Raw genomic sequence first — 21578 nt, 5'->3', positions numbered from 1 at the left:
GGTCGGGCGGTCAGCGCGGTGGCAGGTTGAGCAGGGATTCCGTTTCTGCGACCGACGCGAGCTCGTGATCGAATGCGGCCGCCATTCGCGCCGCACGCTCAACCAGTGGGTCGTTGCCTTGGCTCAGTTCGCCCTTGCGCAGATAGAGCGTGTCCTCCAGTCCGGCGCGGACATTCCCGCCGAGCCCGAGGGCGATGCCAGTGAGCTCTTGACTGGCGCGCCCGATGGCGATGACCTGCCACACGGCGCCCTCGGGCAGGCGCCGGACCATGGTCAGAAGGTTGTCCGCGGTTGCGGCCATGCCGCCTTGCACCCCGAGAACGATCGAGAACTGCATCGGCTCGTCGTCGAGCAGCCCCTTGTCGCGCAGCCGCAGGCAGGCCTCGAGGTGACCGGTGTCATAGATCTCGAGCTCCGGCTTGACGCCGAGTTCATGCATCCGGGCGGCGAGGCGAGCCACGTCGGCCGGCGGGTTGCGGAACTCGAAGGCGCCGAAGCTCATGGAGCACGGGTTGAGGGTCGCCATGCGCGGGCGCAGTTCGACAAGAGCCTCGCGTTCTTCGAACGGCACGGACAGGCCGACCCCGGTCGAGAGCTGGATGTGTATGGGGCAGCGCTCTGCGATGAGGTCGACGGTGCGTCTGGCGATGTCGAGGTCAGCAGTCGGCCGGCCGTCGGCATCTCGGAAGTGCAGGTGCGCGACGGACGCGCCCAGGCGATAAGCATCCAGGACGGCGTCGGCGATCTCTTCCGGCTGGGTGGGCAGGGTCGGATTGTCCTGCGTGGTCGCGATCGGCCCGGTAGGGGCCACAGTGAGTACGACGGTCATGTTCGATCTCCTCGTCTTGAGAGTGTGCGCGGAGTCGGATGGCCGGACCGGTGTAGGCCTGGCCACCCGACTTCGGCGATCACTCGGGCGACGGCCCCCACGGGCCGGAGCCGACCTTGGCCACGTTCACCAGCTTGCGATTCACGAACTCCCCGAAGCCGAGCTCGCCAAGCTCCCGCCCGAAGCCGGAGCTCTTGGTGCCGCCGAAGGGGACTTCCGCGGCGGTCCAGGCGGGCTGGTTGATAAACACCATGCCGCTGTCGATGTGCGACGCGACCGCCCTGCCGTGCTTGGTATCCCCGGTGAACACCGAGGCCCCGAGACCCCAGGGGGTGTCGTTCGCGAGAGCGATGGCCTCCTCTTCGGTGTCGACGACATAGGCGGCGAGCACCGGGCCGAAGAACTCCTCGGTATAGGCCGGGTTGCTCTTGGTGATGCCCGTGAGGACGGTGGGTTCGAGGTAGAAGCCCGGCCGGTCGATGCGCTTGCCACCGGTCCGTACCTGGGCGCCGTTCTGCTTCGCGGTCTCGATCTGCTCCAGGAGCAGGTCAAGTGCGCGCTCGGAGGAGAGCGGGCCGAGGTTGGTCAACGGTCCGGCCGGCTCCGCCGGGTCTGCCGGCTTGAGGGCGGCGAGTGCCTCCACGACCCCGGCGATGACCTGTTCGGCGCGGTCCTTGCCGACGACGATGAGCCGCTTCGAGCCGACGCAGCACTGCCCGTTGTTGAACATCCGGCCGAAGACGGCCCCGAACACCGCACCCGGGATGTCTGCGTCATCGAGAACGATCAGCGGGTCGCTGCCGCCCGACTCCGCTACGACCTTCTTCAGGTTCTGCCCGGCCTGTGCGGCCACGGTGGCGGCAGCTCGGGGGCTGCCCGTGATGGTGACGCCGGCGACCCTCGGGTCCGCGATGATCGTCGCCGCCTGCTCGTGGGTGACGAACAGGTTCGTGTAGACCCCCTCGGGCGCCCCGGCCTGCTCGAACGCGCGGGCGAAGGCCAGTGCGCACTGCGGGACGCTCTGGGCGTGCTTGAGCAGGACGACGTTCCCGGCGGCGAGCTGCGGGCCGGCGACTCGGGCGAGCTGGTAGTAGGGGAAGTTCCATGGCTCGATCGCGAAGATCGCGCCGATGGGCGCCGTCTCGAGATACGCCCCGGGCGACTCCGGGAGCGGCTCGGGCTCCAGGAACTGCTCCACCCGGTCCGCGTAATAGTCAAGGATCGACGCCGCCAGGCCCACCTCCGCGTCGGACTCCCAGGCGAGCTTGCCCATCTCCAGCGTGATGAGGCCTGAATACTCCGCTTGGTTGTCGCGGAGGTACGCCGCCGCCTTCTTGATGATCGCGGCGCGCTCCGCGGCCGGACGCTCACGCCAGTCCGCGTACGCCCGGTCCGCGGTCGCAAGCGCAACCTCGAGCTCGGCGTCGGAGATCGTCTCGAATGTTGCCAGCTGCTCCCCGGTCGCCGGGTTGATGGTCGTGAACGCCCGGTTGATGGTTGTGAGCGTCATGATCAGAAGCTTTCCCGGGTGCCGGCCGTGAGCCGGACGTTGATGGGCAGCTGCTCGGCCTGCGAGTACTCGGAGGCCTTGTTCTCCTTGACCCAGCGGGCCTCGCCGACGGACTCGAAGGGCGGCGGCACGAATCCCTGCAGCGACCACAGGTCCGCCGGCGGTTCGGTGATGGTGAACTCCCAGTCGAAGCCCTTGTCGGCCACCCAGGGCTTGATGACCTCGTCGAGATGGTGCACCCACCACTCGCGCAGGACACGACCGGGAAGGGTGCGGGCCATCTGGTCGATGTTGAGACGCACGAACTTGTCGTGCGGCCGGCCGCTGACCCACAGGTCACCAGACTCGACCTCCTTGAAGATCACGACGACATAGAAGGCGGGAATGCCGACGATGTCCGTGTAGATGGCCGTGATCGCGTTGACGAACTCCTGCTTCTCCGACTCATTCCAGGCGTTCTCCGGGTGATGTATCTGCCACAGCGGCATTGCCGGGCCCCTCTCGTTGCGGTTGACCGTGACCCGCGTCATCGCGGAGCCAGGGCGCCAGGTCTCTTGTGATCGAGCAGCGAGGCGCATCCACAGTTGACCACAGACTGCGTTGCATTTCGAGAGTGAGTCTGGTTTCTGAACTCACTAGGTGAAATCTCGAGTCAGAATGCCTTCCGCCGGCCCTGAGGCTCGCCACCCTCGCCGCCGGGGACCAAAGCCAGGCGATCGCGGAAGTCACCGCCCTCGGTCACGACATCCGGATAGCCGCTCCCCTTGACGAACTGGACGTCGTCATCCGCAAGACTCTGACGGCAGTGCCCGCAGACCACATCGACTTGCGCGTCATGACCGCAAGGCCGGTGATACAGACCGACCGGCGGACCATCGCCATTCCCGAGCCAGCGGTCACCCCACGCCAGCAGCGCCGCAATCGCCGGGAACAGGTCATGACCCATATCCGTCAAGAGGTACTCGTACCGCGGCGGATTGTCCTGGTAGAACTCCTTCGTCAAGACCCCCGCCTCAACGAGATTCGTCAACCGGTCGGACAGCGTATTCCGCGCAATCCCGAGTGACTTGTGGAAGTCGTCAAACTTCGTCACCCCGTGAAAGCTGTCGCGAAGGATCACCAGTGTCCAGGCGTCACCGAGCACGTCTGCAGCGCGCGCCACTGAACACGGCCAGGCTGACAAGTTGCGTCGCATGCGTCCAGACTAGCAACTCAGTTGCAAAATGGAGCAATCTGGTGCAGAGTGCGTAGTATTACGCAACTGACTCTCAGTTCTGTATTCACGCCCACTTCAATGGCGATGGGGATAGAGACATGTCGATTACGACCACCCGCCCGCTTGACACCGCCCCGCTGGCGGCCGCACTCGAGACTGTCGGCGATCGCTGGAGTCTCGCCATCCTCCACGCGATCGCCGCAGGCGCCACCCGCTTCACCGAACTCCAGATCACCACCGCCGCGCCACGCGCAAGTCTGACCTCGCACCTTAGGCACCTCGAGCACCGCGGACTGATCCGACGAGCGCCGTATCAACTCGCACCCAGCCGCTGGGAATACCGGCTGACGGACTGCGGGGCCGCCATCATCCCGCATGCGACCGCCCTTGCGGATTGGGCCGCAGAGCATCTCTGTCGCCCGGCTCAGGGTATGGACGGCCGCAGAGGCGCGGAGTTGCTTTGACGATGGGTTTCGTCTAGCAGTGAGTCGACGCAACCAACGACGGGGGCCCGGCCGATGACCGAGCGCCTCACAGATGTTCCGCGCATAACCGAAACACGCGAGCGCCGACTATGACGCCCGGCACGAATAGCAGCATCTCGCCACCCAGCACCGTTACCGAGGCCGTGGTCCGGAGGGTTCCGCACCGACTGGAGCAGCCGTTCCACGACCCGCGCGGAACTGCCCTGGGCTGCCCGCCAACGGCCGCGAGACTACGCCATGTCGACAAGATCGACCGGGCCACGGCCCGATCTGACCCACGTGACGTTCGACGTGACCAAGGGCGCCCCGCACGAGCTGCATCTCTCGCCCGTGGTGCTCTGTTCCCCGCACGACCGGCAGATGATCTCAATGCCTCCACCGGCGCCGGCCTCTGTGTGCCGTTCGCCCCATTTCGCAAGAGCATGCAGGATCGGGAGCGCGTCAGCGGCGGCTTGGGTGGGGAGGTAGTCGTGGCGCGGACGAGCGCCTTCCGTGTAGGGCCGCTTCTCGAGCAGTCCGGCCTCGACCATCCGCTTCAGGCGGTTCGCGAGGATGTTGTCCGCCGGACCCAACACATCCTTGAACTCATCGAAGCGGCGTGCGCCCCCCAGCGATTCACGCAGGATCAGGAGCGTCCATGGGTCGCCTAGCACGTCGATCCCGCGCGCGATCGGGCAACTCTGCCCGGACCAGTCAGACCTCAGCGCCACTCCGAGACCTCCATACTTGTTTCAAGCAAGCCGTGTCCTCTAGTGTAGCCCCCGTGTCCAACTCTCTTGGGGAAAGTCTGACCGTCGTGGTCCCGGCCCCGGCTCGGGTCCGGACGGTGACCGTGGTGGTGGCGGCGAGCGTGCTCGCATCTCTGGACCTGTTCATCGTGAACCTGTCGTTCTCGTCGATCAGCGCGAGCTTCCCCGGCGCGACGCCGCAGGCGCTGTCCTGGGTCCTCAACGCATACGCCGTCGCCTTCGCCGCGCTCCTGATCCCCTCGGGCCGCCTCGCGGACCGTCTTGGGCGCAAGCGCCTCTTCCGCGTGGGAATGCTCGCCTTCGCCATCGGTTCGGCCGGGTCCGCGGCAGCGCCCGAGGTTGTGACGCTGATCGTCGCCCGCGGAGTCCAGGGCGCTGGCGCGGCGCTGATGGTGCCCACGAGCCTCGCTCTCCTGCTCGCGGCGTTCCCGAAGTCCCGGCACAAGCAGATGGTCAGCATCTGGGCCGCGACCGGCTCGGTCGCGGCGACCGCCGGGCCCGTGCTCGGCGGACTGCTGACTCAGCTCGACTGGCGGCTGATCTTCCTCATCAATCTCCCCATCGCGATCCCCGCCCTGATCCTCGCCGCGAGGCTCACCGAGACACCGAGAAGCAAGACCCCTTACCCCGACCTGTTCGGATCGGCTCTGCTCGCACTCGGGGTGGGAGCGCTGGTGACCGCGATCTCGTACGTGACGGACTGGGGGCCGGCCAGCCCCTGGTTCTGGGGCCTCATCCTCCTGAGCGCCTGTGCGCTGGCATGGTTCGCGCGCCGCTGCCTGACCCGCGCGGCACCGGCGGTGGACCTCGGCATCTTCCGATTCGCCAGCCTCCGCATGGCGACCATCGGGATGGCAAGCTTCTACATCGCCTTCGCGATCATGCTCCTGGGCAGCAGTATCTTCCTCCAGGATGTCTGGCAGTGGACACCCGCGGCTGCGGGCCTGGCCCTCGCCGCCGGACCCGCCACCGCGATCATCGCATCCCTCCTCGCCGGCAAGCTCCCCCTCGTCCCTCGGACTCTCGTGAGCGTCGGCGGGTTCCTCTACATCGCGACCTGCGTGCTCTGGGCTCTCCTCCTGACGGACGCCGAGGCCTACGCGGCCGTGTTCCTGCCCGGAATGATCCTGACCGGAGCAGGTGCCGGCTTCGCCCAGACCGGGTTCCTTACCGCGGCAACCGCCGACATCCCCGACACCGCTCACGCGACCGGAACCGGGATCGTCAACACGTCCAGACAGATCGGCGGAGCCATCGGCGTCGCCCTCCTCATCGCCCTCACCCAGACCGGAACCGACGCCGAGGACTACACGATCGCGTGGATCGTGATGGGCGCGGCCGGCCTGCTCGCAACCCTGACTGGTGTGACCATGCGCTCCGCGAAGCACGCTCCGGACACCGGCGACGCACACTGGCCGAGCCGGACACCATGAGAGATCGAAGGACCCCCATGAGCCGCATCCTCATAGTCGGAGCCGGGGCTGTCGGCGGCTACTTCGGCGCCCGCCTCGCCCAGGCGGGTCGTGACGTCACATTCTTGGTGCGGCACCCGCGGGCCGCGATACTGCGCGAGCACGGTCTGCGCATCCACACGCCGGACGGCACCATAGAACGTATCGATGCGAAAACCGTCACCGCCGATGCTGTCGACGCCGCCTACGACCTCGTTCTCCTCGCGGTCAAGGGCTACGCGCTCGACGCCGCCATCCGGGACATCACTCCGGCGATCGGGCCGGCCACGATCATCGTGCCCGTCCTCAACGGCATCACCCACATCGCTGCACTTGCCGACCAATTCGGCGCGGACCATGTCTATGGCGGGGTGTGCATCGTCGCGACCGCCCTCGACGCGCAGGGCGACATCGTCCAGCTCAACCAGCTGCAGAAGCTGAGCTGGGGTCCGCTCGACGGCCGATCCGCCGACCGGCTCGACGACGTGTCCGCCCTCCTCACCTGGGCCGGCTTCGACGCTGAACCGTCGACCACGATCCTCCACGACATGTGGGAGAAGTGGGTCTTCCTGGCCTCCCTCGGCGCGATCACCTGTCTCATGCGCGGCACGATCGGTGACGTCAATGCCGCCCCTCGCGGCCGCGACTTCGCGCTCGACATCCTCGGGGAGGCTGCCGATGTCGCGGCAGCCGCAGGCTTCGCCCCCCGCGAGCCCTTCCTGAGCGACATTCGGCGAACCGTGACAGAACCCCGTTCGGCTCTGACCTCGTCGATGTACCGCGACCTCATCGCAAGCAGGCCCGTCGAGGGTGACCACATCCTCGGCGCCCTCGTCGACGAAGGAGCCAGACACCGCGTGCCGACCCCCCTCCTGGCACTGGCTCACACCAGCCTGTCCGTGTACACGGCGCAGCGCGACAGTCGTCGACCGATGGGGTGACGCCATTGTCTTGGGACGCGAGGCGTTCGCGGCGCGGCAGCGGCCGACACACCGTGGGTGCGCGGCGTGTGACGCCATTGTCTTGGGACGCGAGGCGTTCGCGGCAGTGTCCGGTCACTCCGATCGAACGAACCCGAACAGTCGCGCTGGGTTCTTCACCGTGATCGTCTCGATGTCCTCGCGGCTCACGCCGCGGGACGCCAGGAATGGGACGACATCGGTCAAGACGAAGTCATACCCGGCTCCCTCTTGAGACGAGCCGTCAAAGGACGGGTCTCGAGGGCTTTCGACCTCGCGTCCGGTTGCCCCCCGGACATGTGACAGTGCGGCGAAGCAACGACCGCCGAGAACCAAGCTTCCCCGTGCAGAGAAAACGAGCTGCGGCCGGCGATCGAGGAGCTTCTCGGCGCGCTGGGTGTTTCGATCGACGAGGATCCGGGGGACCCTGCAGGCGACGATGACCGGGCGGGGCGCCAGAACCCGCCATAAGGCGCTGCGAGCCGGGTGATCGTGTCTGGGCCGTAGAACCTCTCGGTCGGCGGGTGTAGTCTGGCTCGCTTCGCGGACCCGAAAGGTGGCTCATGTCCGACGACGATGGAACGGGTCGCATCCGGGCGGGCCGCGAAGACGCTGCCCGTGCTGCCCGCGTGGCTGGAGGCGCTGCTGCCGCCGCACCGCGCACCGGCAGTGCTGGCGCTGGCGCCCGACCGCGTGGGGCTGGAGCTGCGGTTCCCGGACGGCGCCGTGGAGCGTTTCGCGTCGCTGCGGGATCGTTGATCGCCATCCGGCGTTCTGGACGGCCCCGGACCTTCAGGTGCGGCCCTGGCATTGGGAGCAGGACGGGTATTGCAGCAGAATCCGGCAGTACGTGTGGCGCGAGGACGAGGAGCTCGACGCTCCGGCACGGCCCGTCCGTGTCACGCTGGAGGCCCGGTGCGCATGTCCCGGAGGACCGCCACCGGGCCACCCGGCACGGGGACCACCACGCGGATTGGCGGCTCGAGGTCACCTCAGTCAGCTTGAAGGGGGCGTTCCTGATCCTCGCCGACCGCGTCCAGCGCTGCTTCACCCCCGCCGGGGACGCCCGGCCGGACGCCGAGATCGGCCTGCAGGAGCCGGCCTGGATCGCAGAGGTCCGGCGGCGGCTGGCGGACATCGACTCCCCGGGAGATCGGTGAGGCCGCTGCCCCCTTGTCCTGTTCCGGCCGGGGTGTCGTTCACGGGCGGGGAGGGAGGCGGGCGATCTGGGCGCGGTCTTCCATCTGCGCGCGGAGGGTGTGGTTTTCGAGGGTGAGGCGTTGGATGTGCGCGACGGCCAGGTCGATCTGGTCACGCAGCGTCGCGTTCTCCGCCCGCAGCGCTCGTTCGCTGTCGGCCCGCCGCGCGGTCTCCGAGGGCTCGGCGCGCTTGGCGCGGGCTATTGTGCGTCGCTGGTCGGCGATGTCCTGGGCGATGGCCGGGAACCAGCGCCAGAATGTCGAGTTCGTCAGTCCCAGATGCTCGGCCAGACCCCGCACCGTCACCGGTCGGGTGCTGTCTTTGCGCAGTTCCGCGAGGGCGTGGAGGACTTCGGCGTTGGTGGGAAGGGGAACACGGCGGGTCATGGCTGCTCCTGGTGCCGGTTGAGGAAGCCGACGATCTGCTCTCGCCGCTGCTGAAGGCGCGACTTCAGCGCAGGCGGCAACGGCGGGTCGGCGGCGAGGTCTCGGTCCAGCGTGTCCAGCTCGTCCCGCCAGGCGTGCACGTTCGCGTCGGTGAGGGCGACGTTGCGGCAAGTGAGCGGCTTGCAGTTGGACAGATCGGGCGCGGCGGCTTGGCCGGTGCGGGGCCGGCACAGTGCTTTGTCGTGCGTGTACACGCAGGTGACGTACTTCCCCGGGTACACGGCAGGCCCGTGCAAGGTGATCAGCCGCAGGAACCGGCGCCGGTCGGTGGTCACGGTGCCGGCGAACGCGGACCGCTGGCTCATCTGCTCCATCCGCCGTTCGGCTTCGCCGCCGGCGGGCCCGGTGAGGCGGGTGTGCTCGTTGTGGTCGATCATGGCCAGCAAGTGCTCGCCGCGGGAGAGCGCCTCTTCGGCTTCGACCTCGGCGCGGAACCCGGAGTCGCTGGTGCCGGCATAGCCCTCGAACATCTGCACGCTGTGGTGCCGGTAGGCGATCGCGCCGGCGATCGAGCCGCCGGGACGGCGGGCGATGTACCAGGCCAGGGTGCGGCGGAACTGGCGGGTGCTGACCCGCCACGGGCGCCCGTCGACGTCGGGGATGGAGTCGTCGCGGCCGCGGGCGCGGCAGTAGTCGTTGACCCAGCTCACGAACCGGTTCAGCTGCCGGTTGGTTCCCGCGACGGTCATCGCGACGTTCCCGCCGCGCCCGGCCGACCCGGCGCCGGGGCCGGACTTGATCGGCGCGAACAGCCAGTCGGTGCGGTCCCGGGCCCGGTCGCGGTGGATCCGCTCCAGCACGTCGATCGCGGTCGCGGCGGACTCGCCGACCACCCAGGTCGCGGGAACCCCGGTGGGGGTGCCTTCGCCTTTGAACGCGACGCTGGTCACCCGCCACCGGTACGGGTGCCCGTTGCCATCTTTCTCGGCGGTGCAGCAGCCGCGGCGCAGGTGCTTGACCTCGCTGTCCCGCATCCCGGACAGGAAGGCGACGAGGATGTAGCAGGCTGCTTGCAGCATCTGGGTGAGGACGGTGAGCGAGTCGTCGCGGATCGGGTCCAGGGAGACGCCCTTGAGCCACGGGGCGCCGTCGATGCGCCCCCGGATCGGCACGCCCAGGTAGGCGAAGTCGGACACGCCGAGCGTGGCGACGGCGTCGGCGATGGCAGCGTGGTGGTCGTCGAGGGCGCGGCGGTCGCAGCCGATCGTGCGGGCGATCGCGGCGTGATTGACCTGTCCGTTGAAGCCCGGCAGCGGGCGCCCCTCCTGGTGGGCGTCCTCCAGGTACCGGGTGATGCTGATCAGGTTCGAGCCGCGGGGAGAGTGGCGGCGGGGGCGGCTGACTCGCAACTGCGCCCACCGGGTGACGGCGTCCAGGATGTCATCGGCGAAGTCGTTGACGAACCGCATCGCCCACACCAGCAGCCGGCTGTGGACATCCTCGGGGATCCTCGCGGTGGTGTTCTCGGTGCGGGGGCTGTGCTGCTCCTTCCAGCCGGGGATGGTGCGCGGGTCCACGCGGAGCGCTTCGCCGCCGAGGCCCTGCCGGTACCGCCACAGGAACACCGTCGCGGCGCGCAGTGCGTGCCGACGGGTCGCGGTGCGGTACTCGGTGATCAGGAACCGCTGGAACTGCAGCAGCGTGTCAGTGGTGGCCAGCGAGACGGGGCGGCCGCCGTGGTGCCCGTCCAGCCAGCGCAGGAACACGCCGATGTTGTAGAACATGGACACGACGGTGCTGATCGTCGGCCGCGGCTCGTCGGGCGGCAGCGGCCCGGACAGGGCGAGGTAGGCCAGCGACTTGAGGGTGTGCCGGTAGCCGGGTGGCACGATCCGGAACCGGAGGGTGAGCCCGCGTTCCTGCCCTTGTAGCGCGGCGGGCGCCACCGGCCACTCGTCGTCCCCGAACCGGGCCGTGTCGGCGATGCCGACCCCGGGCCGCAGCGCACGGCCGTGCAGCACGAACGTACCCGGCAGCGGCCCGGGAACGGTGGCGTCGGGGCGGGGGAGCGTGCTCATGGCTGCTCCCAGGAGGGTTCGACGAGGTCGAGGAGGCTGTCGTCGGGCTTGACCTGCTCGGCGCTGCTCACCTCCGCTTCGCTGAACTTGGGCAGCACTTCGTAGCGGATCGCCGCCCACGCGGGCCCGTATCGTGTCCACCAAGCGCTCTCGCCCAGCTGGGTTCGGCGCGCCTCGAGCGCGTCCAGCAGGCTGAGCAGCCGCGGCAGGTGGTCGCCGGTGATCATGCAGTTGCCGCAATGGAAGCAGTCCAGGAAGCTCGCCGCGCATCGTCGTCCCGTCAGCGGATGGTGGTCGTGGTCGGCGCATCTCGCCCACGCGGTCTCGGTGCCCTCGCCCCGGTCGTGTTCGGTTCCCGCCGCGGGACGGATCTCCAACGCGGTCCGTCCCTGGGTGGCCAGTGCGCGTCGGTGCGCGGCCCACGCGGCCTGCTCGACCTCGGCGACCGTGTCGGCGATCAGCCGGTGCGCCCAGTCGATCGTGGCGTGGTCCCCGGAGAGGTAGTTGCGGAACAGCACCGCGGTGGTGTTGCTGCGTGCCGCGGTGGGAAGGTGCCCGCCCATCTGGCGGGTGCGGCGCACGTCGACGCTTGTCTTGAGCCGGTTGAAGTTCAGCCGCAGCAGCACCGGGTCGCCGTTCTCATCGGGTTCGTCGGCGACGATCCCGCGGGCTCGCACCCAGTTCTGGTGGCGCAGGCTCGCGTCCAGGGCGGCGGCGAACGGATCGCGGCATCCGTCCGCGCCACTGCGCCGCCCGGTGTGGTGATACACCGCCCAGAACGCCGGCGCGTCCAGCAGCTGGCGGCCCGCGGACATCAGCTCGTGCAGCAGCAGATACACCCCGCCCGGGGTGATCAGCTCGTTCCCGGGCGGCCCGATCTCCCAGGTCACCGTCCGATGCCAGCGGCCTGGGCCCCGGCGCCGCTTGATGACTTCGACTTCCACGGCGAGGTCCTCGATGACCCGGTGCTCGGCGCGCAGTTCCTTGACGACCTCGACGTTCCATCCGGTCGTCGCAACCAGCAGCACCAGCATCGGGGTCAGGTCGTTGCGGGTGACGAACAGCTGCTCCGCGACCCGCCGCCGCGCCGCCGCGGCATGGGTCGCGGGCACGCCTCGCAGTGGCACGTGCCCGGTGGATCGTGCGACCTCGATGCGCTGCTGCTCCGATGCGGTGCGCTCCGCGGGCACGGTCAGCCGGTCCCGCAGCGCGGCGACGTCTGTGCGGGCTGCGGCCACCAGCCGGCTCAGCTCGCCATCGGAGTATCCCGATACCGGTGAGTTCCGATTCGTCTGATGCGGACGCATCCTGTCGCGGACCTCCGCGGGCACCAGGCCGGCCAGCGGCTGAGTCTCGAACGTCCGCGCCGCTGACCTCAGCTCGAGCCGTGCGGCCCGCTCGCCGACCGCGTCGGCGCGGAATCGGCGGTATGCGTCGACATGCTCGACACGCAGCTCGCTCGGGTGCTGGGGCGGGCGCAGCTGCTGTCCGTAGAACCGGATCATCCGTGTCAGCATGCCCCACGCCGTCTGCGCCGACGCGCGGGTGCGCAACGAACCGGCAGGACCGGTCCTGGCCGCCCAGCTCGCCGCGAGGCTCTGATGCCATCCCGGCAACGGCAGCGCGCCGACATCGAAGGTGAAGGACCGGTCGTCCTCACCGTGGAACTCGATGACCAGCCCCGCCGCCACCGGCCGGGGCGTGTAGTGACCTGTCGGCGCCAGGGTCGGCCTCCCCGTCCTGGTGCTGCCGCGCCCGCTCATGACCGGTCCCGCCTATCCAGGTTCACGACCAGCCGCGCGTCGCGGGAGTCTTCCCACGGATCGGACACCAGCGTCATCCGCGTCTGCATCTCCAGCTCCTCCAACGCATGCAAGTACACCTGCGTCGTGGTCACGCTCTTGTGTCCCAGCCGCCGCCGCACCCAATCGAGCGGATCGCCGAAGATCCGCGTGTAATGCTGCCGCTGGTCGGGGCTCATTCCGGCCAGCGCGGCGATGTGCCCGCGCTGCAGCTGCTCCAACGTCAGCACCGCGAACGTGTGACGCAGCATGTGCGCGTGCGCGCGGACGGACAGCCCGTGCTTGTGGCACCGGGCGTTCGCCTGACGGAAGATGTCCTTCCAGCTCGCCGTCGACATCGGAGCGCCGTCCTCGTTCAACCACAGCGCCGCCGGCTCCCACCCATCCCGGCCCCGCACCAGCAGCAGCCGCCGCTCCTCCGGGGTCAGCAGCGACAGCTTCACCGCCCCCGAGTCCTCGGAGACCGGGCGCGCCAGGAGACGATCATCCAGAAGCAGAAAGCCCCCGCCCGGATCGTCATACAAGCCGCGGGCTTGAGCCCGGGCGATCGCCACACGCCGGTCGACGTCGATATACGCCCACAGCTCCCGCAGGATCATCGACGGCACATACACCCACCTCGCCGATCCCGCCTTCGCGATCGCGCCCGGCAGCCAGAACCGGTGATAACCGCCCTGCGTCCGTACCTCGGGGATCTCGGTGACCGTCAACGATGCCTGCTCCGTCAACCGCAGACCGGTACGCACCATCAGATCGGCGAACGCCGCGTTCCGATCCGCCCAACGACCCCGGAACACCGGATCCGGCAACCCGTCTGCACCATACCCACGCAGGCCCACGTCCCGCCACTGCCGGTACGAGCGCGACGGGAGCCAGCGGATCTGATCGCGCCGCGACGCATGCGAGTACGTCGCCGCCGTCAGACCCCGCCCCCCATCGGCGCCGTATCCGCTCGCGACCCGACGCGATCGCTGGGGAATCGGGCTCTCCACGAGCTGCCCCCGGGAGACCTGCCAGCGATAGAACCGATCGACCCCGCTCACCTCACGATCCCACGTCGCAGGACTCACCCGAGGCCCGGCAGGATCCTCCCGCCGCCAGATCAGATACGCCCGATGATCGTCCTCCGTCGCATCCGACCAGCCAACACCGCCACGGCCCAGATGAAGGAAATCAAGGAACCCCTTCAGATCCCGCGCATACCCGACCCTCGTCGACATCCGGGCCGTGAGCATATCCGCGGAATAGAAGAACGCGTTCAACCGCACGTCGTACTCGAACGTCGGCGCGATCAGAAACGGCGTGCCCAACGGGATCCCCACACCCGTGCGCCACGCACCCCAGCCATCCAACACATCCGCCGCGCCGACGCCCCGCAATCCAGTCGCGCGAAAGCCGTCCTGCGCCCGATGCAACCGCCACACAGACCGCCCAAGAACACCAGACCGCGAGTTAGACACAACAGCGACCGTACTTGCGTCTTCGAAAGCAAACACCGGACACGCCGCAAACCCCAGCCACAACCTCGCCACCAACCCCTGTCCGTGCGGGAACTACGGCGTGCCGGGAGCGGAGTGCACCTGCCCGTCGATCGCGATCCGACGCTATCTGGGAAAGCTCTCGGGTCCGCTGCGCGATCGCATCGACATCGCGCTGTCCCTGCAGCGGGTCGCGACGACGCGCGCCGCCGATGACGGTCTCCGCAGCTCCTCGGTGACCGTCCGCGAGCGCGTCGTCGCGGCGCGCGACCGTGCCCGGTCCCGACTGCGCGCCACGACCTGGCGGACGAACGCCGAGGTCTCCGGATCGTGGCTGCGCAACGGTCCGCTCGCGCCGGACGCGCAGATCCGACGTCCGCTCGACACGGCGCTGCACCGCGGCACCCTGACCCTGCGCGGCTACGACCGTGTGCTGCGCGTGGCGTGGTCGGTCGCCGATCTGGCGGGCCATGACCGGCTGCAATCCTCGGACGTGGGACGGGCGCTGTACCTCAAGCAAGGCTTCGCGGGATGAGCGCCGTGCCCGATGCCGCATCCGCTCGACGTGCGCTGGCGGGTCTGGTCGACGACGGACTCGGTGACGACGACGTGCGCCGCATCTACGCGACGGCGGTCTGGTCGACACTCGTCGAGCCGGGCGACGGCGTCGCCGGTGCGCTCATCCGCGCGCTCGGCGCCGTCGACGCGCTCGAGACCGCGCTGTCGACGGCATCCGCCGGCGCGGCGGCGACCGCGGCCGGGATCGATCACGACGACGTGCATGCGGCGCGCCGCCGCTGGCAACTCCGACAAGACGCGGTCGAAGGCGCACTGAGCGCGGCGCGGCGCGCTCGCGTGACACTCCTCACGCCCCGCGACAGCTCGTGGCCGCACCGGCTCGATGACCTCGGAGTGCACGCGCCGCTCTGCCTCTGGGTGCGCGGCGAGCTCGCGGTGGCGGACGCCGAGGGCGCGGTCGCCGTGGTGGGTGCGCGCGCGGCGACGGCGTACGGCGTGCACGTGACGTCTGGGCTGTCCGCCGACTGCGCGAGCGACGGCATCACGGTCGTCTCCGGAGCGGCCTACGGCATCGACGCGGCCGCGCACCGGGCCGCACTGCGCGCGGGCGGCGCGACGGTCGCGGTGCTCGCGGGCGGCGTGGACCGTCCCTATCCGGCGGGGCACGAGGATCTCATCTCTCAGATCGCCGTCCGGGGCGCGGTCGTGGCCGAAGTGCCCTGCGGGAGCGCGCCGACGAAGTGGAGGTTCCTCGCGCGCAACCGTCTGATCGCCGCCATGACCGACGCGACGGTCGTGGTCGAGGCCGCTCACCGCAGCGGCGCGCTGAACACGGCCCATCACGCCGCCGCGCTCGGTCGGCCGCTGGGCGCCGTCCCGGGACCGGTGACCAGCGCCGCCTCCGCCGGCTGCCATCGTCTGCTGCGGGAGGCCGACGCCGTCTGCGTCACCGGTGTCGCCGACGTGCTCGAGCTGCTGGGCCGCGGCGGCGACGCGACGCTCGAGGTCGATCCCGACCGCACGGACGACCGGACGCGCGTGCTCGATGCGCTCAGCTCGCGCACCCCTCGGCTCCTCGCCGACATCGCCCGTCGATGCGGGATGGCGCCGGAGGAGGTCGCCGCGCTGCTCGGCCTGCTCGAGCTCGACGGGGCCGTGGAGCGCCGCGGGGGAGGATGGGCGCGCCGGGCGTCCTCGGCGCCGCGCCACTGAGCCGCTGGGCCGCTGATCCGCTGAGCACGCGCAGGATGACGGCGATCGGTGCGTCGGCGCCGCCGGTGCGCCGGTGCGCGCGATGCTGGGAGCATGCGGCTATCGGAGGCGGTGACGACGTACACGCGGGAGCTCGCGGACGTGCGGCGTCTGTCTCCGGCGACGGTCCGCGCGTACGGCGGGGATCTTCGCGACCTGACCGCGGCTGTCGGCGACATCGACGTGCGCGAGATCGACCTCGAAGCGCTGCGCGAATGGCTGTGGGCGGCGACGCGTCGCGGCGACGCCCGCTCCACCCTGGCCCGTCGCACCGCGGCGGCGCGCGGCTTCTTCGCGTGGGCCGTCGAGAACGGACACGTCGGCACCGACCCGTCGCTGCGCCTCACCGCGCCGCGACGGGGGAGGCCGCTTCCCAAAGTGGCCACGACAGGAGCCATGGAGAGCGTGCTCGCCGATGCCGGCGCCCGCGCCGATGCGGACGCGACCGATCCGATCGCGCTGCGCGACGCGGCCGTCCTGGAACTGCTCTACGCCTCCGCTCTGCGCGTCTCGGAGCTGTGCGGCGTCGATGTCGACGACGTCGACGCCGCGCGCCGGACCGTGCGCGTGATGGGGAAGGGGCGAAAGGAGCGGGTCGTGCCGTACGGCGCGCCGGCGGCGCACGCCCTGGACGCCTACCTCGTGCGCGGCCGTCCGCAGCTCGCGAGTATCGGCGCGGCGACGCCGGCGCTGTTCCTCGGAGCGCGCGGAGCGCGGCTGGGCGCACGCACCGCGTACGACGTGGTCTCGCGTGCGGTCGGCCCGGCCGTCGGCGCGGCGGCCGGGCCCCACACCCTGCGCCACTCTGCGGCGACCCATCTGCTCGACGGCGGCGCCGACCTGCGCACCGTGCAGGAGCTGCTGGGCCATGCGAGTCTCGGCACCACGCAGATCTACACCCACGTCTCTGCGGAACGCCTCGCCGCGGCCTATCGTCTGGCTCATCCGCGGGCGTGAGGGCCGCGGCACTAGCCTGCACTCATGGGAACACGCTCCGTCGTCATCGCCGTCACCGTCGCGGCCGTTCTCGCTCTGACCTCGTGCGCCGCCGAGGCGGCCCCGCGCCGCACCGTGCTGCCGACGCCGGGCATCACCTCGTCGGCATCCGCTTCGGCAACCACGCCGACGACGCCTCCCGCCACCCCGCTGTCCCCGACGGGCGAGCCGTCCGCACCGGCCGGCGCGATCGAGGTCGCCTGTCCGGGTGGAAGCGCCAGCGTGTCGGCGGGCTCCGGCAGCTACGTGCTGACCGAGCCCTGTGCCCGCGTCGCCGTGGCCGGAAACGCCATCATCCTCGAGACGGGAGGCGTCGCCATCGACACCCTCCTCGTCCAGGGCGACGGCAACACGATCAGCGGCAGCGGTGTCGCGGGGACGGTCACCCTCGAGGGACAGGACAACGTCGTCGCGACCGGTCGCGCGGACGACGTGACGATCCGCGGGCAACGAAACAGCCTCACGAGCGCCGACCGGATTGCGACGCTTGACATCGCGGGCAGTGCCAACACGATCGCCGCCCCCGGCATCGGCACCTCCACCGTCAGCGGAGACGGCAACACCTACCCCGGGTCGTGAGGCGCGTCGCAGCACGGCAGGAGGATCGCGCGCGGCACCTCGGAGAGAAGGCGCAGCGGGGTGATGTACGCGCCGTCCTCGCGCGCGCCGAGGTGGAGCTCACCGGTTCTCGTGTGTCCGCCGGTGCCGACCGTCGCCACGACGTCGCCGGCGCGCACGACGGCTCCCGCGGCGACCAGGGGCTCGACCGGCTCCAGCGTGCTGACGAGGCCGCCGCCGTGATCGATCGTCAGGATGCCGCGGTCGACGACGGTGCCCGCGAACGCGACCATCCCGTCGTCCGGTGAGGTCACCGGGCTGCCGACGGCCGCTGCCAGGTCGATGCCGCGATGCCCCTCGCCGTACGCGTGAGCAGGTGCCCGATACGGCTCGCTGATCCGCGGCGGGCGCACCGGCCAGGCCCATCGCGGCGGATGCTCGGTGTCCCCGTCCGCCGCCGCGGAGACGTCCGCGGGGGCACCTTCGAGCGGGTTCCCGGAGGCATGCACCGTCGGCGGGCGCGCAGCGGCCGTCGACGCCCCGGGCGGCAGCACGAACGCGACCGCCGAGAGGACGATGATCGCCCCGGCGGGGCCGCGTGCACGCATCCCTCCACCGTGGTCGACAGATGCGGTCCGCGCCGGCCGACCGCCCGATCCGTGGACGCGAACCCGCGTCACGGCGGCGGGGGAGGAGGCGGTGCGACTGATACACTGTTGCCTGCACCCCGCGCGTCGGGGTGACTCCGCGTGCCCACAGCGGGACCGTCCTGAGACGGATTCCGCGGCATCCACACCCCGAGGTCTCACCGTGAGAACGGCGAGCGGGTGTGCGCCGGGCGCCAGGCGCACGGGACCGACCGGTCCCCGCGATCAACCCAACGAAAAGGAGAACGGCCATGGCCGTCGTCACCATCCGCCAGCTGCTCGACAGCGGCGTGCACTTCGGACACCAGACCCGCCGGTGGAACCCGAAGGTCAAGCGCTTCATCCTCACCGAGCGCTCCGGCATCCACATCATCGACCTGCAGCAGTCGCTGTCGTACATCGACAAGGCGTACGAGTACGTCCGCGAGACGGTCGCCCACGGCGGCACCGTGCTGTTCGTCGGCACCAAGAAGCAGGCCCAGGAAGTCATCGCCGAGCAGGCGACCCGCGTCGGTCAGCCCTACGTCAACCAGCGTTGGCTCGGTGGCCTCCTGACGAACTTCTCGACCGTCAGCAAGCGCCTCGCCCGCATGAAGGAGCTCGAGGAGCTCGACTTCGACAACCCCGCCGACAGCGGCTTCACCAAGAAGGAGCTCCTGCTCAAGAAGCGCGAGCTCGACAAGCTGCACAAGTCGCTCGGCGGTATCCGCAACCTGCAGAAGACGCCGTCGGCCATCTGGGTCGTCGACGCCAAGCGCGAGCACCTCGCGATCGACGAGGCCAAGAAGCTCGGCATCCCCGTGATCGGCATCCTCGACACGAACGCCGACCCCGACGAGTTCCAGTTCCCGATCCCGGGCAACGACGACGCGATCCGCTCGGTGGGCCTGCTCACCCGCATCATCGCCGACGCCGCCGCCGAGGGCCTCATCCAGCGTCACCAGCCGACCGACGAGTCCGCCGACGCCGAGCCCCTCGCCGACTGGGAGCGCGAGCTGCTCGAGACGCCCGTCGTCACCGACGTGGCCGAGGTCGAGACCATCGCCACCGAGTCGGCCGCCGACGTCGAGGGCGCCGAGGCCAAGGCCGAGGGCGACGCCGCGGCGACCGCTGCCGAGTAAGACCACTTTCGCGCCGGTGCGAAGCCGCTCCTGAGGGACGGCTTCGCACCGGCATCCCACGAGAACTCACGACACGCAAGGAGCCACCACCCATGGCAAACTTCACCATCGCCGACATCAAGGCCCTGCGCGAGCAGCTCGGCACGGGCATGGTCGACACCAAGAAGGCGCTCGAGGAGGCCGACGGCGACCTCGAGAAGGCCGTCGAGATCCTCCGCCTCAAGGGCGCGAAGGGCAACGCGAAGCGTGCCGACCGCTCCACCAGCGAGGGCCTCGTCACCGCCGCGCTGAACGACGGCAAGGTCACCATCATCGAGCTGAACACCGAGACCGACTTCGTCGCCAAGAACGAGCGCTTCATCGCCCTCGCCGACAAGGTGCTCGCCGCGGCCGCCGCCGTCGGCGCCGACTCCGTCGAGGCCGCGCTGGCCGCGGATGCCGACGGCACGTCCGTCGCCGACCTCATCTCCGACGAGGCCGCGATCATCGGCGAGAAGGTCGAACTGCGCCGTGTGCGCACGCTCTCTGGCGACAAGTTCGAGATCTACCTGCACAAGACGAGCAAGGACCTCCCCCCGCAGGTCGGCGTGGTGCTCGCCTACAGCGGTGAAGACGCGGAGACCGCGCGCTCCATCGCGCAGCACATCTCGTTCGCCAACCCGACCTACCTCACGCGCGACGACGTCCCCGCCGACGAGGTCGAGAAGGAGCGCGAGATCGTCACGGAGATCTCCCGCAACGAGGGCAAGCCGGAGGCGGCCCTTCCGAAGATCGTCGAGGGCCGCGTGAACGCGTTCTTCAAGCAGGTCGCCCTGCTCGACCAGGACTACGCGAAGGACAACAAGCTGTCCGTCGCCAAGGTCGCCGGCGACGCCGGGATCACGATCACCGACTTCGCCCGCTTCAAGGTCGGCGCGTAAGTCGTTCGAAGGGGTCCGCATTCATCGAATGCGGACCCCTTTTCCATGCCCTGCCTTCGATAGTCTGCAACTCGACGAGAGGAACCCCCTGTGATCGATGAGAACACCGGACGCCGCCGCGTCCTCCTGAAGCTGTCCGGCGAAGCGTTCGGAGGGGGCCAGCTCGGCGTCAACCCCGACGTGGTCGGTCAGATCGCGCGTGAGATCGCCGCCGCCGTGGATCGTGTCGAGATCTCCATCGTCGTGGGCGGTGGCAACTTCTTCCGCGGAGCCGAGCTCAGCCAGCGGGGGATGGACCGCGGCCGCGCGGACTACATGGGCATGCTGGGAACGGTCATGAACGCCCTGGCGCTGCAGGACTTCCTCGAGCAGGCGGGGGCCGCCACGCGCGTCCAGTCGGCCATCTCCATGACCCAGGTCGCCGAGCCCTACATCCCGCGTCGCGCCGAGCGCCACATGGAGAAGGGCCGCGTCGTCATCTTCGGTGCCGGCGCCGGCCTGCCCTACTTCTCGACCGACACGGTCGCCGCCCAGCGCGCGCTGGAGATCGGCGCCGATGAGGTGCTCGTCGCCAAGAACGGCGTCGACGGCGTCTACACGGCCGACCCCAAGACGAACCCGGATGCCGAGCGCATCGACACGATCACGTACCGCGACGCGCTCCAGCGCGGGCTCAAGGTCGTCGACTCCACGGCGTTCAGCCTCTGCATGGACAACGGCATCGACATGCGCGTGTTCGGCATGGAGCCGGCCGGCAACGTCACGCGCGCGCTGCTGGGCGAATCGATCGGCACGCTCGTCACCGTCTGAGTCGGACGACGCCCCGCACTAGACTTTCCCTGACGTACCGAATGAATGGAGTGACCGTGATCGCCGAGATCCTGGCCGACACGTCCGCCCGCATGGACCGCGCCGTCGAGGCCGCGAAGGACGACTTCGCGACCGTGCGCACGGGCCGCGCGAACCCCCAGCTCTTCCAGAAGATCCTGGTCGACTACTACGGCTCCCCGACGCCGCTCGCGCAGCTCGCGTCGCTGAACACGCCCGAGGCCCGCACGCTCGTCGTGACGCCGTACGACAAGTCGGCGCTGAAGGCCATCGAGCAGGCGATCCGCGACATGCCGAACCTCGGCGCCAACCCGTCGAACGACGGCAACATCGTGCGCGTCTCGATGCCCGAGCTCACCGCGGAGCGCCGCAAGGAGTACGTCAAGCTCGTGCGCACCAAGGGCGAGGACGCGAAGGTGCACCTGCGCGGCATCCGTCGGAAGGCGAAGGACGAGCTGGATGCGCTCAAGAGCGAGGTCGGCGAAGACGATCTCGTGCGCGCTGAGAAGGAACTCGACGCCGTCACGCGCAGCCATGTCGACGACATCGACGAGGCCCTCAAGCGCAAAGAGGCCGAGCTTCTCGAGGTCTGAGG

Annotated in this window: 24 protein-coding genes; 13 read left to right on the top strand and 11 right to left on the bottom strand. The window is 69.7% G+C overall.

The genetic code is table 11. From position 1 onward, the window contains the following. Positions 1-10 precede the first annotated feature (10 nt). The 4 genes from MHO01S_RS02840 to MHO01S_RS02825 all read right to left on the bottom strand — a co-directional run bounded on the left by MHO01S_RS02840 (position 11) and on the right by MHO01S_RS02825 (position 3534). The gene (locus tag MHO01S_RS02840) at positions 11-829 is read right to left on the bottom strand and encodes a beta-keto acid cleavage family enzyme (RefSeq protein ID WP_056208482.1); all 819 of its coding nucleotides are present in this window, start codon (positions 827-829) and stop codon (positions 11-13) included. A gap of 79 nt (positions 830-908) precedes the next feature. Next, positions 909-2339, bottom strand: coding sequence for an aldehyde dehydrogenase family protein (locus MHO01S_RS02835; RefSeq protein ID WP_056208485.1), 1431 nt, complete (start codon positions 2337-2339; stop codon positions 909-911). A 2-nt stretch (positions 2340-2341) separates the two neighbouring features. After that, positions 2342-2827 (bottom strand): tautomerase family protein, encoded by a 486-nt coding sequence (locus MHO01S_RS02830; protein ID WP_056208489.1) that lies wholly within the window; start codon positions 2825-2827, stop codon positions 2342-2344. A 164-nt stretch (positions 2828-2991) separates the two neighbouring features. Beyond that, on the bottom strand, positions 2992-3534 hold the full coding sequence (locus tag MHO01S_RS02825) for a winged helix-turn-helix transcriptional regulator (protein ID WP_056208492.1): 543 nt from the start codon (positions 3532-3534) through the stop codon (positions 2992-2994). 119 nt (positions 3535-3653) lie between these two features. Here MHO01S_RS02825 and MHO01S_RS02820 point away from each other — a divergent pair, with 119 nt between their 5' ends. Beyond that, positions 3654-4019, top strand: coding sequence for a winged helix-turn-helix transcriptional regulator (locus tag MHO01S_RS02820; protein ID WP_056208495.1), 366 nt, complete (start codon positions 3654-3656; stop codon positions 4017-4019). A gap of 251 nt (positions 4020-4270) precedes the next feature. Here the strand turns inward: MHO01S_RS02820 and MHO01S_RS02815 are convergent, their stop codons facing one another. After that, the gene (locus MHO01S_RS02815) at positions 4271-4750 is read right to left on the bottom strand and encodes a winged helix-turn-helix transcriptional regulator (RefSeq protein WP_056208498.1); all 480 of its coding nucleotides are present in this window, start codon (positions 4748-4750) and stop codon (positions 4271-4273) included. A 116-nt stretch (positions 4751-4866) separates the two neighbouring features. On the opposite strand from MHO01S_RS02815, the gene MHO01S_RS02810 reads away from it, so the two are divergent. Both MHO01S_RS02810 and MHO01S_RS02805 read left to right on the top strand, forming a co-directional pair. Continuing rightward, positions 4867-6222, top strand: a complete 1356-nt coding sequence (locus MHO01S_RS02810) for an MFS transporter (RefSeq protein ID WP_056208501.1) — start codon at positions 4867-4869, stop codon at positions 6220-6222. A 17-nt stretch (positions 6223-6239) separates the two neighbouring features. After that, complete coding sequence (locus tag MHO01S_RS02805) at positions 6240-7181, top strand: ketopantoate reductase family protein (RefSeq protein ID WP_056208504.1); 942 nt, start codon at positions 6240-6242, stop codon at positions 7179-7181. 114 nt (positions 7182-7295) lie between these two features. Here the strand turns inward: MHO01S_RS02805 and MHO01S_RS17010 are convergent, their stop codons facing one another. Further along, positions 7296-7535, bottom strand: coding sequence for a phosphotriesterase family protein (locus tag MHO01S_RS17010; RefSeq protein WP_273205937.1), 240 nt, complete (start codon positions 7533-7535; stop codon positions 7296-7298). Between the two features lie 240 nt (positions 7536-7775). Between MHO01S_RS17010 and MHO01S_RS02800 the strand changes: the two genes are divergently transcribed. Both MHO01S_RS02800 and MHO01S_RS16425 read left to right on the top strand, forming a co-directional pair. Further along, positions 7776-7958 carry a hypothetical protein gene (locus MHO01S_RS02800; RefSeq protein ID WP_056518606.1) on the top strand — a complete coding sequence of 61 codons (183 nt, stop codon included), beginning with the start codon at positions 7776-7778 and terminating at the stop codon, positions 7956-7958. Positions 7959-8200: 242 nt separating this feature from the next. Next, positions 8201-8359: a hypothetical protein gene (locus MHO01S_RS16425; protein ID WP_156456237.1), complete on the top strand. Its 159-nt coding sequence runs from the start codon at positions 8201-8203 to the stop codon at positions 8357-8359. 39 nt (positions 8360-8398) lie between these two features. On the opposite strand, the gene MHO01S_RS02790 is transcribed toward MHO01S_RS16425, so the two are convergent. From MHO01S_RS02790 to MHO01S_RS02775, 4 genes are read right to left on the bottom strand one after another with little or no spacing between them, the layout of a single operon-like run. Next, the gene (locus tag MHO01S_RS02790; protein ID WP_056208510.1) at positions 8399-8785 is read right to left on the bottom strand and encodes a hypothetical protein; all 387 of its coding nucleotides are present in this window, start codon (positions 8783-8785) and stop codon (positions 8399-8401) included. Beyond that, positions 8782-10863: a hypothetical protein gene (locus MHO01S_RS02785; protein ID WP_056208511.1), complete on the bottom strand. Its 2082-nt coding sequence runs from the start codon at positions 10861-10863 to the stop codon at positions 8782-8784. Before MHO01S_RS02785 ends, MHO01S_RS02790 begins: the two co-directional genes overlap by 4 nt. After that, positions 10860-12626, bottom strand: coding sequence for a hypothetical protein (locus MHO01S_RS02780; RefSeq protein WP_156454697.1), 1767 nt, complete (start codon positions 12624-12626; stop codon positions 10860-10862). Before MHO01S_RS02780 ends, MHO01S_RS02785 begins: the two co-directional genes overlap by 4 nt. Then, positions 12623-13987 carry a tyrosine-type recombinase/integrase gene (locus MHO01S_RS02775; RefSeq protein WP_056208514.1) on the bottom strand — a complete coding sequence of 455 codons (1365 nt, stop codon included), beginning with the start codon at positions 13985-13987 and terminating at the stop codon, positions 12623-12625. The genes MHO01S_RS02780 and MHO01S_RS02775 overlap by 4 nt, the downstream gene beginning before the upstream one ends. On the opposite strand from MHO01S_RS02775, the gene MHO01S_RS16205 reads away from it, so the two are divergent. The 4 genes from MHO01S_RS16205 (at position 13968) to MHO01S_RS02755 (ending at position 17488) form a co-directional block, all read left to right on the top strand. Next, entirely contained in the window at positions 13968-14678 is a 711-nt protein-coding gene (locus MHO01S_RS16205) for a magnesium chelatase subunit ChlI family protein (protein WP_307130610.1), read from the top strand. The genes MHO01S_RS02775 and MHO01S_RS16205 overlap by 20 nt on opposite strands. Next, positions 14675-15874 carry a DNA-processing protein DprA gene (gene dprA, locus MHO01S_RS02765; protein WP_061781798.1) on the top strand — a complete coding sequence of 400 codons (1200 nt, stop codon included), beginning with the start codon at positions 14675-14677 and terminating at the stop codon, positions 15872-15874. Before MHO01S_RS16205 ends, dprA begins: the two co-directional genes overlap by 4 nt. A gap of 93 nt (positions 15875-15967) precedes the next feature. Further along, the gene (locus tag MHO01S_RS02760; RefSeq protein ID WP_061781797.1) at positions 15968-16870 is read left to right on the top strand and encodes a tyrosine recombinase XerC; all 903 of its coding nucleotides are present in this window, start codon (positions 15968-15970) and stop codon (positions 16868-16870) included. A gap of 24 nt (positions 16871-16894) precedes the next feature. Next, positions 16895-17488: a DUF3060 domain-containing protein gene (locus MHO01S_RS02755; protein WP_060958491.1), complete on the top strand. Its 594-nt coding sequence runs from the start codon at positions 16895-16897 to the stop codon at positions 17486-17488. Here the strand turns inward: MHO01S_RS02755 and MHO01S_RS02750 are convergent. Then, the gene (locus MHO01S_RS02750) at positions 17473-18075 is read right to left on the bottom strand and encodes a murein hydrolase activator EnvC family protein (RefSeq protein ID WP_082734055.1); all 603 of its coding nucleotides are present in this window, start codon (positions 18073-18075) and stop codon (positions 17473-17475) included. The genes MHO01S_RS02755 and MHO01S_RS02750 overlap by 16 nt on opposite strands. A 290-nt stretch (positions 18076-18365) precedes the next feature. On the opposite strand from MHO01S_RS02750, the gene rpsB reads away from it, so the two are divergent. From rpsB to frr, 4 genes are all read left to right on the top strand, one after another. After that, positions 18366-19235 (top strand): 30S ribosomal protein S2, encoded by an 870-nt coding sequence (gene rpsB / locus MHO01S_RS02745; protein WP_060958492.1) that lies wholly within the window; start codon positions 18366-18368, stop codon positions 19233-19235. Between the two features lie 92 nt (positions 19236-19327). Next, a complete protein-coding gene (gene tsf, locus MHO01S_RS02740; protein WP_060958493.1) occupies positions 19328-20155 on the top strand; it encodes a translation elongation factor Ts in 828 nt (275 codons plus the stop codon). 90 nt (positions 20156-20245) lie between these two features. After that, positions 20246-20965 (top strand): UMP kinase, encoded by a 720-nt coding sequence (pyrH, locus tag MHO01S_RS02735; RefSeq protein ID WP_060958494.1) that lies wholly within the window; start codon positions 20246-20248, stop codon positions 20963-20965. Between the two features lie 56 nt (positions 20966-21021). Then, entirely contained in the window at positions 21022-21576 is a 555-nt protein-coding gene (gene frr, locus MHO01S_RS02730; RefSeq protein WP_060958581.1) for a ribosome recycling factor, read from the top strand. Positions 21577-21578: the final 2 nt, after the last annotated feature.

It is taken from the genome of Microbacterium hominis NBRC 15708 (assembly GCF_001592125.1).
Classification (GTDB): domain Bacteria; phylum Actinomycetota; class Actinomycetes; order Actinomycetales; family Microbacteriaceae; genus Microbacterium; species Microbacterium hominis.
Note: the sequence above shows the minus strand (reverse complement) of the source record. Positions and strands in the feature narration are given on the sequence as shown.

Excerpts from the sequence above, each read along its gene's own strand:
- MHO01S_RS02840 (WP_056208482.1), bottom strand. The coding sequence starts at position 829 with ATGACCGTCGTACTCACTGTGGCCCCTACCGGGCCGATCGCGACCACG.
- MHO01S_RS02835 (WP_056208485.1), bottom strand. The coding sequence starts at position 2,339 with ATGACGCTCACAACCATCAACCGGGCGTTCACGACCATCAACCCGGCG.
- MHO01S_RS02830 (WP_056208489.1), bottom strand. The coding sequence starts at position 2,827 with ATGCCGCTGTGGCAGATACATCACCCGGAGAACGCCTGGAATGAGTCG.
- MHO01S_RS02825 (WP_056208492.1), bottom strand. The coding sequence starts at position 3,534 with ATGCGACGCAACTTGTCAGCCTGGCCGTGTTCAGTGGCGCGCGCTGCA.
- MHO01S_RS02820 (WP_056208495.1), top strand. The coding sequence starts at position 3,654 with ATGTCGATTACGACCACCCGCCCGCTTGACACCGCCCCGCTGGCGGCC.
- MHO01S_RS02805 (WP_056208504.1), top strand. The coding sequence starts at position 6,240 with ATGAGCCGCATCCTCATAGTCGGAGCCGGGGCTGTCGGCGGCTACTTC.
- MHO01S_RS02800 (WP_056518606.1), top strand. The coding sequence starts at position 7,776 with ATGGAACGGGTCGCATCCGGGCGGGCCGCGAAGACGCTGCCCGTGCTG.
- MHO01S_RS02790 (WP_056208510.1), bottom strand. The coding sequence starts at position 8,785 with ATGACCCGCCGTGTTCCCCTTCCCACCAACGCCGAAGTCCTCCACGCC.
- MHO01S_RS02785 (WP_056208511.1), bottom strand. The coding sequence starts at position 10,863 with ATGAGCACGCTCCCCCGCCCCGACGCCACCGTTCCCGGGCCGCTGCCG.
- MHO01S_RS02780 (WP_156454697.1), bottom strand. The coding sequence starts at position 12,626 with ATGAGCGGGCGCGGCAGCACCAGGACGGGGAGGCCGACCCTGGCGCCG.
- dprA (WP_061781798.1), top strand. The coding sequence starts at position 14,675 with ATGAGCGCCGTGCCCGATGCCGCATCCGCTCGACGTGCGCTGGCGGGT.
- MHO01S_RS02760 (WP_061781797.1), top strand. The coding sequence starts at position 15,968 with ATGCGGCTATCGGAGGCGGTGACGACGTACACGCGGGAGCTCGCGGAC.
- MHO01S_RS02755 (WP_060958491.1), top strand. The coding sequence starts at position 16,895 with ATGGGAACACGCTCCGTCGTCATCGCCGTCACCGTCGCGGCCGTTCTC.
- MHO01S_RS02750 (WP_082734055.1), bottom strand. The coding sequence starts at position 18,075 with ATGCGTGCACGCGGCCCCGCCGGGGCGATCATCGTCCTCTCGGCGGTC.
- rpsB (WP_060958492.1), top strand. The coding sequence starts at position 18,366 with ATGGCCGTCGTCACCATCCGCCAGCTGCTCGACAGCGGCGTGCACTTC.
- tsf (WP_060958493.1), top strand. The coding sequence starts at position 19,328 with ATGGCAAACTTCACCATCGCCGACATCAAGGCCCTGCGCGAGCAGCTC.